15 protein-coding genes are annotated in these 15,927 nt (G+C 36.6%); all 15 read right to left on the bottom strand.

Annotation, left to right across the window (positions count from 1 at the left end; translation table 11 throughout):
* Window positions 1-112: 112 nt before the first annotated feature.
* Entirely contained in the window at window positions 113-1,393 is a 1,281-nt protein-coding gene (locus tag H8S01_RS06730) for an O-acetylhomoserine aminocarboxypropyltransferase/cysteine synthase family protein (RefSeq protein WP_186836642.1), read from the bottom strand.
* A gap of 123 nt (window positions 1,394-1,516) precedes the next feature.
* Window positions 1,517-2,146 carry an MBL fold metallo-hydrolase gene (locus H8S01_RS06725; protein ID WP_243204262.1) on the bottom strand — a complete coding sequence of 210 codons (630 nt, stop codon included), beginning with the start codon at window positions 2,144-2,146 and terminating at the stop codon, window positions 1,517-1,519.
* A complete protein-coding gene (locus tag H8S01_RS06720) occupies window positions 2,133-2,732 on the bottom strand; it encodes an HD domain-containing protein (protein ID WP_186836640.1) in 600 nt (199 codons plus the stop codon). The genes H8S01_RS06725 and H8S01_RS06720 overlap by 14 nt, the downstream gene beginning before the upstream one ends.
* A gap of 35 nt (window positions 2,733-2,767) precedes the next feature.
* Window positions 2,768-3,754 (bottom strand): diaminopimelate dehydrogenase, encoded by a 987-nt coding sequence (locus H8S01_RS06715; protein WP_186836760.1) that lies wholly within the window; start codon window positions 3,752-3,754, stop codon window positions 2,768-2,770.
* Between the two features lie 104 nt (window positions 3,755-3,858).
* Window positions 3,859-4,212: a class I SAM-dependent methyltransferase gene (locus H8S01_RS06710; protein ID WP_243204260.1), complete on the bottom strand. Its 354-nt coding sequence runs from the start codon at window positions 4,210-4,212 to the stop codon at window positions 3,859-3,861.
* Window positions 4,213-4,379: 167 nt separating this feature from the next.
* Window positions 4,380-4,715: a type II toxin-antitoxin system RelE/ParE family toxin gene (locus H8S01_RS06705; RefSeq protein WP_021866317.1), complete on the bottom strand. Its 336-nt coding sequence runs from the start codon at window positions 4,713-4,715 to the stop codon at window positions 4,380-4,382.
* A 3-nt stretch (window positions 4,716-4,718) separates the two neighbouring features.
* Complete coding sequence (locus H8S01_RS06700) at window positions 4,719-5,018, bottom strand: type II toxin-antitoxin system RelB/DinJ family antitoxin (RefSeq protein ID WP_186836639.1); 300 nt, start codon at window positions 5,016-5,018, stop codon at window positions 4,719-4,721.
* A 291-nt stretch (window positions 5,019-5,309) separates the two neighbouring features.
* The gene (locus tag H8S01_RS06695; protein ID WP_186836638.1) at window positions 5,310-6,551 is read right to left on the bottom strand and encodes a BMP family ABC transporter substrate-binding protein; all 1,242 of its coding nucleotides are present in this window, start codon (window positions 6,549-6,551) and stop codon (window positions 5,310-5,312) included.
* The gene (locus H8S01_RS06690) at window positions 6,538-10,155 is read right to left on the bottom strand and encodes an HD domain-containing phosphohydrolase (RefSeq protein WP_186836637.1); all 3,618 of its coding nucleotides are present in this window, start codon (window positions 10,153-10,155) and stop codon (window positions 6,538-6,540) included. Before H8S01_RS06690 ends, H8S01_RS06695 begins: the two co-directional genes overlap by 14 nt.
* A 90-nt stretch (window positions 10,156-10,245) precedes the next feature.
* Window positions 10,246-10,878 (bottom strand): methylated-DNA--[protein]-cysteine S-methyltransferase, encoded by a 633-nt coding sequence (locus H8S01_RS06685; RefSeq protein ID WP_186836636.1) that lies wholly within the window; start codon window positions 10,876-10,878, stop codon window positions 10,246-10,248.
* A 129-nt stretch (window positions 10,879-11,007) separates the two neighbouring features.
* Window positions 11,008-11,547, bottom strand: coding sequence for a nitroreductase family protein (locus H8S01_RS06680; protein WP_021866312.1), 540 nt, complete (start codon window positions 11,545-11,547; stop codon window positions 11,008-11,010).
* 337 nt (window positions 11,548-11,884) lie between these two features.
* Window positions 11,885-12,295 (bottom strand): peptide deformylase, encoded by a 411-nt coding sequence (locus H8S01_RS06675; protein ID WP_186836635.1) that lies wholly within the window; start codon window positions 12,293-12,295, stop codon window positions 11,885-11,887.
* A 52-nt stretch (window positions 12,296-12,347) separates the two neighbouring features.
* Window positions 12,348-13,067, bottom strand: coding sequence for a phosphatase (locus tag H8S01_RS06670; RefSeq protein ID WP_186836634.1), 720 nt, complete (start codon window positions 13,065-13,067; stop codon window positions 12,348-12,350).
* A gap of 78 nt (window positions 13,068-13,145) precedes the next feature.
* Window positions 13,146-13,712 carry a 2'-5' RNA ligase family protein gene (locus H8S01_RS06665; RefSeq protein ID WP_243204258.1) on the bottom strand — a complete coding sequence of 189 codons (567 nt, stop codon included), beginning with the start codon at window positions 13,710-13,712 and terminating at the stop codon, window positions 13,146-13,148.
* 44 nt (window positions 13,713-13,756) lie between these two features.
* The gene (locus H8S01_RS06660) at window positions 13,757-15,874 is read right to left on the bottom strand and encodes an ATP-dependent helicase (RefSeq protein ID WP_186836633.1); all 2,118 of its coding nucleotides are present in this window, start codon (window positions 15,872-15,874) and stop codon (window positions 13,757-13,759) included.
* Window positions 15,875-15,927 lie beyond the last annotated feature (53 nt).

Here is a 15,927-nt window from a genome sequence, read left to right as displayed (position 1 = left end):
TATAATGAATAACCTGAGTCCAAAAAGGAGAAGCCCGTGAGCTTCTCCTTTTGAAATATTACTTAATTAAAATGCTCTTCAAGCTTATTTGAAGATGTTTATTAAATTTTTATTAAATAGCATCAAGTGCCTGCTTGATATCGGCAATCAAATCATTCTTATCTTCAAGACCACATGATATACGTATAAGTCCAGCCGGAATTCCCGCCGCTGCAAGCTGTTCATCATTCATCTGTCTGTGTGTTGATGTTGCAGGATTGAGGCAGCATGTTCTCGCATCAGCTACATGAGTCTCAATTGCTGCAAGTTTAAGATTCTTCATGAACTTTTCTGCTGCTTCTCTTCCACCTTTTAATTCAAAGGAAACTACACCACAACCTCCGTTTGGCATATATTTCTTTGCTATTTCATAATATTTATTCGATGGAAGTCCCGGATAATTGACAAATTCAACCTTATCCTGCTTCTCAAGAAATTCTGCAACAGCCTGTCCGTTCTCAACATGTCTTGGCATACGCACATGAAGTGACTCCAGACCGAGATTTAAAATAAAAGCATTCTGAGGTGACTGAATGCAGCCCAAATCCCTCATAAGCTGTGAAGTACACTTAGTTATAAACGCACCCTCTTTACCAAACTTTTCTGCATATGTAATTCCATGATATGACTCATCAGGAGTACAAAGTCCCGGAAATTTGTCAGCATGTGCCATCCAGTCAAACTTACCACTGTCTACAATCGCACCGCCTACAGCTGCACCATGTCCGTCCATATATTTTGTTGTAGAATGTGTAACAATATCAGCTCCCCATTCTATAGGTCTTAAATTAACTGGAGTAGGGAATGTATTATCTACAATAAGCGGTACACCATGTTCATGTGCTGCTTTTGCAAATTTCTCTATATCAAGAACTGTAAGTGCCGGATTGGCTATTGACTCTCCAAAAACAGCTCTTGTATTATCCTTAAATGCAGCATTAAGTTCCTCATCTGTGCAATCAGGGTCTACAAATGTCACATCTATGCCCATTTTTTTCATAGTTACTTCAATAAGATTAAATGTTCCACCATAAATAGATGATGAAGAAACAATATGGCTTCCTGCTTCGCATATATTAAACAACGCAAAAAAATTGGCTGCCTGACCTGATGAAGTAAGCATTGCCGCTGTACCACCCTCAAGTGCTGCAATCTTTGAAGCTACATAATCATTGGTCGGATTCTGCAATCTTGTATAAAAATATCCTGATGCCTCAAGGTCAAAAAGCTTTCCCATATCTTCGCTTGTATCATACTTAAATGTTGTTGACTGGATAATAGGAATCTGTCTTGGTTCGCCATTGCCCGGTGTATAACCTGCCTGTACGCATTTTGTATTAATAGAATAATTCATAATTCTCCTCCTGTATATAGTGGAATTTTAATTATATAGTATACCTATTTTGTGTAAATGTAAAGTGTGCAGATTACATAAATATACTCTGCATACTTTCTGATACGACTAACTTAATACCTCTCATTCCCCGTCAATGCCGGAAATATACGGCTCTCCGCTTTTTCTTTTGGCATATATCCCATCAAGCAGCCTTATAACCGAATCCTTTGAATTATCAAAAGGATTTCTGTGGCTAAGCATAAAATGTTGTGCTTTTATATTTTTTAGAATTTCAATTTCTTCTTTAAGAATTCCTGCATTATAAAGCCTTTTTTCACCTTTTTGCATTGCATAAACACCATCCCCCAAAAAACAGTATTTTTCATTTATTTCTAATGCCAGAGAACCTTTGGCATGACTTGACGGGAGTGGAAAAATATGAAGATTCATATTACCATCACGAAAATACAAATCATTTTCCAGTATTTCACCTGTTTTCGTATATTTATAAGTCAATCTGCCCTGATACACATTTGAATAGTTGATTTTATCAAGATTACCTATATGGTCGGCATGAAAATGAGACAAAATCACATTTATCTTCTTATTTGAAGTGTTAAAAGCAGATATAATCTGTGGCACACACGGATTATTTCCGACATCGTACAGCCACAGATTATTTTCTCCTTCAATCAGCACGACATTTGCCGACAATGGATTTTGCGTCGGCTCTATATATGAAATATTTTTTTCCAGTTCAATTACTGCCATTTGCATTCATGCTCTCAATTTCTTCATTAATTGTATCCTCTGATGCAGCCATTGCTGCAAGTGTCATTGTAAGAAGTTTTTCAAGTTCCCAGCCGAGCTGTTGTGCACCGCGTTCAATAACCTCTCTTGAACAGCCTGCTGCAAAACCTTTGCTCTTATATTTCTTTTTTAATGATTTAAGTTCCATGTCTTTTGTGCTCTTTGACGGACGCATAAGAGCTGCTGCCCATATAAGACCTGTTAGCTCGTCTGCCGCAAAAAGCACTTTTTCCATTTCATGTTCCGGTGCAACATCAACTGTTATCCCATAACCATGGGAAACAACTCCATGAATAATATCTTCTGACACACCGCCCTCTCTTAACAATTCAGGTGCCTTTATACAATGCTGGTCAGGATAAAGTTCAAAATCAATATCATGTAGAAGTCCTACAATTCCCCAATATTGTGCATCATCACCATAGCCTAATTCATTGGCATACCATTTCATCACTGCCTCAACAGTAAGTGCATGCTGAATGTGAAAAGGATCTTTGTTATATTTTTTTAGTAATTCAAATGCAGCATTTCTTGATATATGTTCCATCTTAAAGTTCTCTCCTTAAATTGCTATGATTATAATTACAGGAGTGTCTTCCTAAGCTCTGCTCCGTCTTTTGCACTCAGATATGCAGGTGCAATATCAAATACAGTCTTACAGCCGCTCTGACCTTCTTTGTAAAGACGGTATGCAGCTCTTGCATATGCCACAATGACACATGATGTAAATTCAGGATTTGAATCAAGCTTTAAGCTATACTCAATAACATGATTATTTTCCTGATTCCAGCCCGTCTTACCTGAACGGATAACAAATCCACCGTGTGGGATTCCGCTGTGGTTCTTCTTTAATTCCTCTTCGCTGATAAAATGCACTGTGGTATCGTATTCTGCGAAATAGTTTGGCATATTCTTAATTTCTTCTTCAACCTTTTTTGCATCAGCCCCCTCTTCAAGAACAACAAAACACTCTCTTGTATGTTTCTGCCTTGTAGTAAGTTCAGGATTCTCACCATTTCTTACAGCCTCAAGAGCTGATTCTACAGGAATTGTATACTGCTTTCCGTCCTTAACACCTTCAACTCGGCGGATTGCATCTGAATGGCCCTGACTTACACCTTTTCCCCAGAATGTATAATCACGTCCCTCAGGCAAAATTGCATTTGCATACATACGGTTTAAAGAAAACATTCCCGGGTCCCAGCCAACGGAAATAATTCCGACATGTCCGCTTTCCTTTGCAGATGCGTCAACATTCGCAAAATGTTCAGGAATTCTTGCATGTGTATCAAAACTGTCAACAACATTAAACATCTTTGCATACTCAGGTGTCTGAACCGGCAAATCTGTTGCACTTCCACCACAAAGAATCATAACATCAATTTTATCTTTCCACTGTGCAATGTCATCAACAGAACAAACTGCTGCACTCTCTGTAAGAATTGAAACTGTTTCCGGTGCACGTCTCGTAAAAACGGCCGCAAGTTCCATATCAGGATTCTGCTTAATTGCACATTCTACACCTCTTCCAAGATTTCCATATCCTAAAATACCTATTTTCATTAAAATTCTCCTCGTATAAATTTTTCTATTATTTTATCAGAAAAAGCGGCAGATTTCCATATAAAAACTGTCCTACTTTTTTAAATCACACAGCAATATCTTTTAAATCTTCAAATTTGTCGGTGCCCCAAGTAAATGTTGCACCTGTGGCTTTTATTGATTTCTCGATGCCTTCTTTTTTTTACAAATAAAGGGCATAATGTTTCCATGCACACATATGCATTATCAAAATTATCCCTTATAATTCCAAGCATTGTCTTCACCTCATCGGCGGACATATACATTGTAAGTCCCTCAATAATAAAAAGGATTTTTCCTCTCACTTTAACCTGATTCACCCATGCTTTATCAAGTACGGAACAAGCAATCGTAGATATTCTGCCCGATTCGTTGTATACGGAATTTCGCACCTCTATGGTCTCAGGCAAATCGAGATTGTACCAGGTCAACAATGCATTATCCATGCGGTATGCCCTCGTATCAAGCCCACAGGCAATATTTACAACCGTTCAGTCGGTATTTTTGGAAATAAAATCCCCAACCAGCTCGTCAAATACAAGGTTCAGAGACAGTACCAAACAAAAAACCGCTGAAACTCCACGGTCTCAGCGGTTTTTCATCTAGGCAGTTTTTATTGCATATCCATATTTTTCAGTTGTTTTATCTGGTCTCTCTTATTATAAATCACTGCTGTTACATAAACTTTATTACCTTCATCGTCTATCCAGTAATACACCAAAAAATTTTTCACTATAATTTTACGTACACCTTCGCTTCTCCACGGTTCTTCTTCTATCAATGGGTGTTTCTTTGGTAAAACTGACAATTTCAGTATTGACGATTTCAAATCATCCAATAAGTTATCAGCAGCTTTCGGATTCATAAGGTCATATGAAATATAATGTACAATTCCCCTCATATGTTCTAATGCCTGTCTGGTAACTTTTACTTCATATTCATTATCCATACATTAAATTCCCTTTTTCAACTGACTGAAAGCCTCCTCAACAGAAACAGAATCATCTCGCTTAGCTTGTGATAAACCATTTTGCATCATAGTATCAAATTCCGTTTTTGTTAATGTATCTCTTGTAATAAGCTTATCCGGAATATCCAGAGAAAAAGGTATTCCATCCCTCATAATAACCTGCCTGTATGTCATGTCAATAAATACAGATACAGGAATCCCTAGCCTTTCCAGAATCGCTTCTGCCTGTTCTTTTATATTTGGTTGAATACGTGCTGTAACATTTGCTGTTTTTGCTGCCATAATATACACCTCCTGTTTGTTTTAATGTACCACAGTGTATTGCTTTTTACAATACGTTTCATCAAAAGTATATACTGAATTATATCAAAAAACCGCTAAAACTTAACAGTCTCTGCTGAGTTTTTATCACGTCGCCCGCTTCAACAGATGATTTCCAGCCTTTGCTTACTCAGTTAATAACTTGAATATTAGTCACCTCTCTGCCTGTTCCACATCTTGTAGGCACAATTATAAGCAGATGATAATTTTTAACAATATTGGATTTTTACCCCCAGCCAATATAAAAAGCGATTACTCAACAGTAATTATATCCTTTAATATATACTTAAATGTCGGGGCTGAACTGTACTCATTTTCAATATATCCTTCTTTTAAATCTATCTTTTCTGACGGATTATCAGGATTTACTCCGATATAGTCACCCTGAAATACATTTATATTGCCCTTTTTAAACTGTTCAATAACCTTTTTCACCCTCTCTTTGGTGCCGTTTGCAACAGCTATATCATTGAATTCCAGCATTGATACCCATTCCTCGTCAAATCCCGCGCCGACATCATTTCCGTTTACATTGCCTTTAACTTGCTTCTCTATCACTTTATCATTAAGAACTGCATCTATAGCTGATTTCATATACGGTTTCCAGTTAATTTTGCAGCCTGTCAGATAAGTTGTAGGTGCAATGTCGAGCATGCTCTGATTATAACTCACATTGTATACTGGTACATCTGAAGATGTTTCTTCGCATGCGGTAGCCGGACCTGTCGTATCGGAATGTTGCGATATAATTATACAATGCTCGTCTATTAATTCCCTAGCGTACTTCTTTTCGGTACGGTAATCATTCCATGAATTTGTATACTTAACGGTCATAACCGCCTGCGGCACAACAGACCTTGCACCGAGAAGAAATGCCGTATATCCCGATATAACCTCGGCGTAAGGATACGCACCGACATATCCTATTTTTGCCTCGGACTCCGAAATTATGCCGTCATCTATAAGTTCTTTAAGCTTCATTCCTGCGGACACACCTGCGGCATATCTACCCTGATATATTGCTCCCATAAATGTATGATAATTTTTCAGATACGGTTCTTCATTGGCATTGGAACATGTCGCCATGCAAAATTGCACCTCGGGGTATTTCTGTGCCAATTCTTTTGTAGTCACACCGTAATTATAACTTGTCGAAAAAATCATATTACAACCATCACTGACCAGCCTCTCAAGATAGTCCCTCTCGGTTCCCTCGGCAACATTATACATAGAAACAATTTCAACTTTACCATTATATTCCTGTTCTATATCAGACAATGCCTCTATAAAATTATTTGTATACATTGTACTTGCATCTCCGACGTAGACAACTCCTACTTTTATGGTTTTATCTTCATCACGCCTTAAATAAACAATAAATGCACCTATAACTATACTTACCACTATACATGTTATCAATGTTATTATGCAGTCTCTTTTCGCTGTATATGACAGTGTTTTTTTTATCTTTTCTTTAATATCATTGTTCCACATGATTTTCACCATCCTTATACAGATTGTCTATATCAATAAGGCCTTTTTCAATAAGACCAAGCATTATTTCTACAAGTTTAGGGTCAAACTGTGTACCGCTTCCACGTTTAATTTCTCTGATAACATAATCCTTATCAAGTTTTTTCCTGTACACTCTGTTTGCCGTCATCGCGTCAAAAGCGTCTGCAATTCCGATAATTCTTGCATTAAGCGGTATTTCTTCACCTTTAAGACCATACATATAACCGCTTCCGTCATATCTTTCATGGTGATATAACGCACCTTCCTCAACATGATTTATAAGCGTGAAATTTTTAAGTATCTGTGCACCTTTTTCAACATGCGATTTCATAAGTGCATATTCCTCATCAGTAAGTCTGTCGGGCTTATTAAGAATTCTGTCAGGAATACCTATCTTTCCTATATCATGCAAAAGTGCCGCTTTTTTCAGGTTTTCACATTCGTCCTCGTTGTAGCCCAATGCTTTCGCTATAAGCACGGAATATTCGGAAACTCTTAATGAATGCTGACTTGTATTTATATCTTTTGCATCTACGGTCCTCGCTATTGTCATAACGGTTTCGTTACCCATTTCAAGCTGCTTCTTGACAAATTCAAGCTCTTTTTTCTGAAAATCAAGAGTTCTTTTAACCTGTGTATGAAATATTATCCAAGTAATATATGCTACTATAATTGCAAATACAGCAACCATATATATTTTAAACCACCAGTTGTCATACATTTCGGCTTTTTTAATAATAGTATATATATTTTCTGTTACCGTCACTTTTCCCTTATCATCAAGCACTGCAAGATGAAATCTGTATGTTCCGACAGGTATATTTCTGTATACTATATTATTCAGTTCACTTTGAAGCATAACCCTCGGCTCGCTGTCATAACCTTCCAAATATATACTGACATACGGAACATTTACCGAATAATTAACTATCTCCGGAAACATTTCCAGAACATGTGCCCCGCTGTTAATATATATATCTTCCCCTCTTCTTACTCTGATAAGTTCATCATCTACCTGAATCGATTTCATCTGTATTCGGTATGACCTGATATTAGAGCTGTAATTTTCCAGGTTTATAACTATTACGCCATCTTCCGTTGAAATATAAAGATTGTTATTTTTATCCAGGTAATTCCATGAATTAGGCGTAATTGCATTTTGAAGTCCCGACTGATTATTAAGCAAACGATATTCCACATCATCGCCTGACAGCAGCTTTTTCTCATCTACCACAAAAATCCCCGCAGAACTCAAAACAAACAGCATGCCATCTTTTCCATTGACAATATCGTAATTGTTATAGTACGGAAAATTTTTAAGCACACGTATATTTTGTGTCTTATCCATATAGCATATACTGTTGCTTGTAACAATAAATATGCCATCACCGGAACTGTCCTCAACCATTCTTAAAATAACTCCCGAACTAAGTCCTTCATTTTTGCCGAAATTACCCACAATAACACCATCACGTATGACTTCTATTCCATTTCCATCCGTACCCGCAAATATTGTCTTATCATCTGCCTGCAAAGTACACAGCACCTTGCTGTTTATCATCTGTGTTCCTATGTTATAGACTGAATCATCATCTTTTATAAAACTCATTCCCGAATCCCCGGCAACAAGTATTGTATTATCGGACAATTCCGTTACCGTTCTGTAGAGTTCGCCGTTAAGTCCGTTGCTTTTATCATATTTTTTTACACCACCGTCAGTTGTCAGCTTATATACGCCAGCTCGCGATGTACATATCCACAGATTTCCTTTGCTGTCCTCTTTTAAGCAGCGAATTCTAACTCCGTTTAACACATCAATAACAGGTGTGATACTTCTTCCTTTTATATTTGTGTTCTCATCTTTGGAAACATATAATCCGTTGTCGGTTCCTATGTAAAATCCATCATTCCACCAGGTAACGGTATTAACTACCGAGCTGTCTGTATTATATGTATTGTAGAGCTGTGTAAATGCTGATTTACTGAGCCTTAAAATCCCCTGTCGCGATGATACAAACCAAAGATTTCCCTGATAATCATAAGTCATGTTATCTATTGAGCTGTTAAAATTTCCCGTATTAAGTTTTACAAAATCACCGATGTTGTTATAATATCCTATTCCGTTATCCGCACAAACGAATAAAATCTCTTCTCTTGACGATATATTATCAACAAATTTCAGGCTTTTTATATTTTTTAATTCATTACATTTGTGATTATCAATTAACGTAAGAATACCTTCGTCAACTCTGTATACATCAATACTATCTGCAGATGTTCCTGCATACAATATACCATCTTCATCAAATGTACAGGTTGTATATGTACTTCCGTCAGCCGGAACATATTGCGATATTACATCCGTATCCCTTATTATGCTTAATTTTCCGCTATCACTTACCGCTGCAACATTTCCACTCTTGTCGGCATCAATGCTTACAGCATATGTGACGTCATCTATTACCTTTTTTACGGAAAGTCCGCCCGCCATGGATAATACCGACATCTTGCCTGTTGTTCCGACGTAATAACAGCCATCTGTTCCCTGTGTTATACATTTTACAGCATCATCAGATAAACCATCTTTTTCCGATACAACATTGGCAACCTGTTCGTTTATCATAATAGACAAGCCATTATCATTGGTTCCTATCCATAATCTGCCCTCTTCATCAAGATACATACAATTAACGCTTTTTATCGAATCATACTCATCAATCCATACGAATTCTTTTCCGTTATATCTGTAAAGTCCTCCGTATGTACCTATCCACAATATTCCGTCATTTGTCTGCACAATATCATTGGCACAGCCGCCCGGTATTCCGTTTTCTCTTCCGTACACCGTCTGAAGATAAGAACTGTAATCCTGTATTTTATCGTTATCTGATTGTACCATTACATCAGAATCTTTTTGTTGTTCATTCTGGGTTTTTGCCTGTGCTTCTATTGACAGATTCATATTCTGCCCAATCCGGGCTATAACCGATGATGCCAACGCAAACATCAGACACACCGATATTACTCTTTTATCGAATCTTTTCCATCCTTTGTCAAATTTCACAAAAACAAACAGAATTAATACCGCTATAACCTTATCAAGAAAATCAACATAAAATTCTCCCGCAGCGTAACTTATAATATTATTAAAACCTATGCTTATAAGGGAATCAATAACTCCGTCTCCCCAAATATTATTTGTATAACCATTGAAAAAAATATAATTGAAAATTACAGACACTACACAAGATACAAATGCAATATAGAAGCTTGCCGTCAGTGCTCCTAGAAGTGTTTTCATGTAATCTTTTTTGATACACACTCCTGCAATTACTGCAATTAAAGCACTTACAACAGCATAACAAATATATGTCCAGGAATAAATTATAGAATATAATGTATTAAGGGTAACTCCGACAATAACACCGCATACAGGACCAAGCACATATGTGGCGGCTATAGTTCCGAAAGAATCCATCCATATAGGAAGCTTAAGCCATTGTGCCAGACACTTGCCCGAAAGATTGAGCAGCAGGCATAATATAACAAATAAACTCGTACTATATCTCTTGTTCTTCTCCATATTCTGTCCCTTATCCAAAAAAACGTATAAATCATTAATATAAACTACTTTTTAAGTCTATCATATAAAATATAAATTGTCGATTTAATTTTATAAATAAATATTCATGCCATACTTCTTTAAATCAACTTTTCCATTTATAACTTCTACTCCGTCAGCTTCAAGCAGTTCTGCCTGTTTTCCAGCTCCTCCGAACGCAAACTCCCCCGAAAGTTCTCCCTTGGAATTCACAACCCTGTAGCACGGAATATTTTCAGGATCAGGATTTTTATGCAATGCATTGCCAACCGCACGTGCCATTTTTCTGTCACCTGCAAGTTCGGCAATCTGTCCATATGTGGCTACGCATCCTCTCGGAATCTTTTTAACCGCACTGTATATTCTTTTTGTCGGGCTGTCAGATACAAGGTCATAGCTTTCCGCTATCATTCTTTTAATATCTTTATCCGGTATTGAACCGTCAAGGATAATAGTGTTCCAATGTTCCTTATTCTGATGATATCCCGCAACTACAGATGCATAGGCACTTCGCCAGAAATCTCTCCACTCAGGTGAAACTTTTACATTAAGATTAATATAACCATTCCGTTCATAAGTCCACAAAAATGCTTTTTTATTGCTTTTTACTCTCACAAGCTGCCAGTTTTCATCATGAAACGGAGCCTCTATATATGTATCCTTAAATGATAAGCCATATGCCAATGCTTCTTCTCTTGTTTTCATAATACCATTCCATTGCCTTAATAATACCTATTTAATATTAAAACTTTATTTTAATTCAAATTTATTGACAAATTCATTTAATGTCACTACCTGTATTTAATCTATTATAGCACTTTGTTACCATATTATTTAATAAAACTTTGTTATGTCCGAAACATTTTTTCGTTTTGGCATATGGGAATCCTTAGCGGCATATCCAACCGCAATTACAGAAACAACCTGTTCGGTTTCGGGTACGTTAAGAAATTCTCTTATTGCCTCACCATCACGAATTCCCATAATCAATGTGTCAAGTCCCGATTCTTTGGCTTTAAGAACAAAATTTTCATTTTGCAGCCCCAAATCATAATATCCCCAGCCGTTGGCACATTCATTGACTGGCTCTCCTGATAATCTGTCAAATCCCACGCAATTTTTTACAAATGTAGTTACAACAAGTGCTGCTCCTTCTGAATTTTTCTGATTGAATTCCGGCAAACATTTATCAGAGAATTCTTTAATCATTTCATCCGATAAAATGCAGTAATATCTTGACGTCTGTAAATTTTTCCATGAAGGAGCCAATATAGCTGCATTTATAATAATTTCAAGCTGCTCTTTTGTAACTTTTTTATCAGCATCATAACTTCTGATACTTCGTCTTTCATTTAATACATCCTGTAATTCCATGATATGTACCTCTTTTTGTATTTTTATATTTGTTTATTATATAATCTTCATTCATAAAAATGTCATCAGAAAGTCAGCCGCATTTGATGCCCTTTGCGGCCTTGCTGCTTTGCATCGTCAACCGCACGACAAATCAATTGTGCGGCGTATCCGTGTTTGCGATACTCCGGCAGTGTATTCACTCCGAAAATCATCTGCCAAGCACCATTTTCATTGTGCATAGCTGAATTTATGCGTTTCTTTTAATCTCCATATTGTCACTCCTTATTTCTGTACATTGTACAAATTTTAGTAATAACATTATACTTCTAAATTCAGACCTATTTTGTTCACAATATTATATCACCACCCCATTACAATGGTCCACCTCATGCTGTATTATCTGTGCCGTCAATCCGCTGTATTTTCCATGCTGCGGCTTAAAATTACTGTCAAGATAATCAACTTCTATCTCTTCATATCTTATGCATGGTCTTACTCCGTCCAGTGACAGGCATCCCTCTTCTGTCTTATATTCACCTGACTTTTTTGTTATCACAGGATTAACCATTGCAAATTGAAACGGTCTCGCCGCAACAACTATTATTGATTTGTTTACACCTATCATATTTGCAGCCATGCCGACGCAAATTTCACGGTTGGCACGCAATGTGTCAATCAAATCTGTTACAACCTGCTTGTCCGCTTCCGTTGCAGGTTTTGCTTTTCTTGCAAATATATGCTTTCCTTTTACGATATTTTTTACCATAACTTTTTAACCTTCTTTAATCTCGTTTTCCCAATATATATATTCATATAGCCTATAATTCTCTTTTTCCAATATACGACTCATATAGTCTGTAATCGCTGTTCACTATCAGTTTTTCCGGGAATTCTGTATCTTTAATAACCTGATATGCCCTGTCAAATCCGCATATGCTTTCTTTTATGTGAGCATCACTTCCAATTGAAATACAGACACCCTTTTCCTTGCAAAGATTAAGCATTTTTACATCATTATCATATGCTCCCTGTCTCGGACCGTCGGGATTTAATGATGTATTATTTAACTCGAGAAGAACATGCTTTTCCTTTGCCGCTTTTACAAGACGCTCATAATCCACAGGGTATCTTGAATCGTCAGGGTGACCTATTATATTGATGTATGGATTATTCATTACTTTTATTAAAGCATTTGTATTTTCCTCTATGTTTCCGGGTTTGATGCAAGGAATGTGAAGACTTGCAATAACAACCTCACAGCCTTTAAGCCCATATTCGCTAAGGTCAATATTTCCTTCATAATCCATAATATTAGCCTCACACCCCATATACATTTTCACGCCGTTTTTCATCCTTGGGATTATTCCCATATTTGAAAAATAAAAAACACCTGTACTTCCTGGCATCTTTGGTGCATGATCTGTTATAGCAAGATGTGTAACGCCTTTTTCGGCAGCAAATGCCGCCATCTCATCTATTGTGTTATACGCATGTCCACTGACTAACGTATGTGTGTGGGTATCTATCGTAAATTTCATAATATTGTCTCCATTAAATATTTTTATATATTTCAGCAATCAATCACTTCATATATCATCATATCTCTCAACAATCAATCACTTCAAATCAACCGTGCAAATATCTCTGTGCGGATTCGTCTGTGCAAGCCCCAATCTCACAATTTTACCTTTAAGCGGTGTAAAATGTGTCTGCATTGCTCTTACAGCCGCAATCATTTGCTCTTTTTCAAGTTTCTTTCCCAACGTAATATGCGGAAACCAACTATACGGTTTATAACAACGGTTAATTGTCACATCCTCACGCACTGCTAAAATATTATAAACCTTTTCTGCTGTTTGCTGCAAATGCAAATCCAATACGGGCGTCACATAAATAACATATGGCAAAAATTCGCCTACAGAAAATATATTTATATCATGGGATTCCAATTCTGACAGTTTCACAAAATCATCGCAGAGATTTTGTGGATTTCTTGTCTCAAAACTTGATATTGTAAGATGCGGTGGCACATTATTGTCAATCATATAAGTATTTCCCGTATTTTGTGCAACTGCATCAATAAACCTCTGTAACTGCCTTGTTGTATGTTCATCAAAATAAGCCGAAATCAGATACATTTTTTCTCCTTTACTCTTTGTCTCCACAATGTTACAAAATTCCATATGTTTTTATCCGTCAAAACAAAAATTCATATCAATTATACGAATTAATCCGGCTGACTGACTTTTTCAAGCTCTGCACGAAACATTATTCTTCTTGTTCCTCTTATATTCCTGAACTGAATTTCATATGTCTGCGTTATATTATCAATTTTAATAATCTCACCGACACCAAATACTTTGTGTCTGACAATATCTCCAACATCAAACTTTAACTTAGGCAGCATCTGCTCAGTTTCCCCTTTAATTAATATTCTGCTGTTATTAATACAATCAAGAAGATTAATGTCTATATCACTTAAAAATGATGATGGTCTTGCACCGAATCTTCCATCTTTTTTTCTGTATGTGCTAAGATAAAGCATATTCTTAGCCCTCGTTATCGCCACATATAATAATCTTCTCTCTTCTTCATACTCATCTTCGTTGCGGAGTCTGCTACTTGGAAACTGCCCTTCGACCAGCCCCGGTACAAATACAGTATCGAATTCAAGTCCTTTTGACGTGTGAATAGTCATAACCTTAACAACGTTATATTCACCATCTTCATCCTGTGCCGAAAACAGTGCAAAATGGCTTAGCAAATCTGCCAGTTCTACCTTTTCCTGATTATCATCTTCTATCGCAGTTATAGTTCTTATAAGTTCCGAAACATTATCAAGCCTTGTCTGGTCTATATCTTGTTCCAATGCTTCCCTGTATCCCATATCAAGGCATTTATTTACAATATCCGTACAGCTGTACTCTTCATATGCAGCATGCAGTTCCATTAATGCATCATAATATGCAATTACATTTTTTTGTATAATCTCACCTTCCTCTATCATTTTTCCAAGTGCCTGAAAAAGGCTGCATTCATTTTCAGCTGCCATATTTTTAAGTTTTTCCACCGATTTCTTACCAAAACCTCTTCTCGGTCTTGAAATTGTATACAATAAATCCATATCTGTAAGGCTGTACACCATTCTCATATATGAAAGAACTGTCCTTATCTCTTCACTTTCATAGAACTTTGCACCACTGAGTATCTTATATGGAATCTTTCTTTTTACAAATGCTTCCTCCAGTGATCTTGTCTGCGATGCGGCTCTTACCAACACAGTATGGTCACGGTACTTCATATTCCGGGCGATATTATCAAGTATAGTATCAGCTATCCACACAGATTCTTTCTCTTCTGTCTCCGGTGCATTAAATACAGGCTTATTACCATCAGGTCTTTTGGAAATCATCTCCTTTTGCAATCTGTTCTGGTTGGCAGATATAAGCGATTTTGCTACATTTACTATCTGTGGTATACTTCTGAAATTCTCAGTAAGATAATAATCCTTAACATCTTCATGTGTCTTATCAAAATTAATCATATATGCAGGGTCGGAACCTCTCCATGTATATATATTCTGATCATCATCACCTACCACAAATAAATTCTGATACAGACCACTAAGAATTCCAAGCAGCATATCCTGTTTCATATTGACATCCTGATACTCATCACATAATACATACTGGCATTTTTCCTGCCAACGTATGCGTACATCTTCATTTTTTTCCAAAATATATAAAGTAAAATTAATAAGATCTTCAAAATCGAGAGCATAATTATCACACTGCCTCTTCAGGTAATTATAGAACACCTTCCTGTCAACATTTTTTTCATTAGATGCTTTTCTCTTTAATTCAGTCTTATCAATTCCAGACATAAGCTCAACATATGACATATCCTGCTTTGACATATCTATATCACTCATTATCTTTTTTGCAGTATTATCTTTAAGTGAAATACCCATATCCTCAGCTACATTCTTAATCATATCAAGTTCTGCTTTTTTATCAAGAATCGTAAAAGTCTTAGGAAATGACATTCTGTGAATCTCTTCTTTAAGAAACATATTGCAATATCCGTGAAATGTACCTGTGAAACAATTAGCATTATCTCCAACTATATCTCTTAATCTGTGTTTCATCTGGGCTGCCGCTTTATTGGTAAAAGTAAGTGCAACAATTGACGACGGCTCAACAAACATCTCTGTTATAAGATAAGCTATTCTGTATGTAAGCACAAACGTTTTTCCCGAACCTGGAACTGATGAAACCCGTATATTGCCTTCTGTATCTGTCATTGTACCTATCTGTTCTTTCGTCGCTCTTTCTGGTATGTTCATTTATATAAACCCTTTCCAACATATTTTCAGAAAAAAGACGCGGAATCTCTCCC

Origin of the sequence: Lachnospira hominis (ex Liu et al. 2021) (assembly GCF_014287955.1) — a bacterium.
GTDB classification, from domain to species: domain Bacteria; phylum Bacillota; class Clostridia; order Lachnospirales; family Lachnospiraceae; genus Lachnospira; species Lachnospira hominis.
This window is presented reverse-complemented; position numbering and strand designations above follow the sequence as displayed.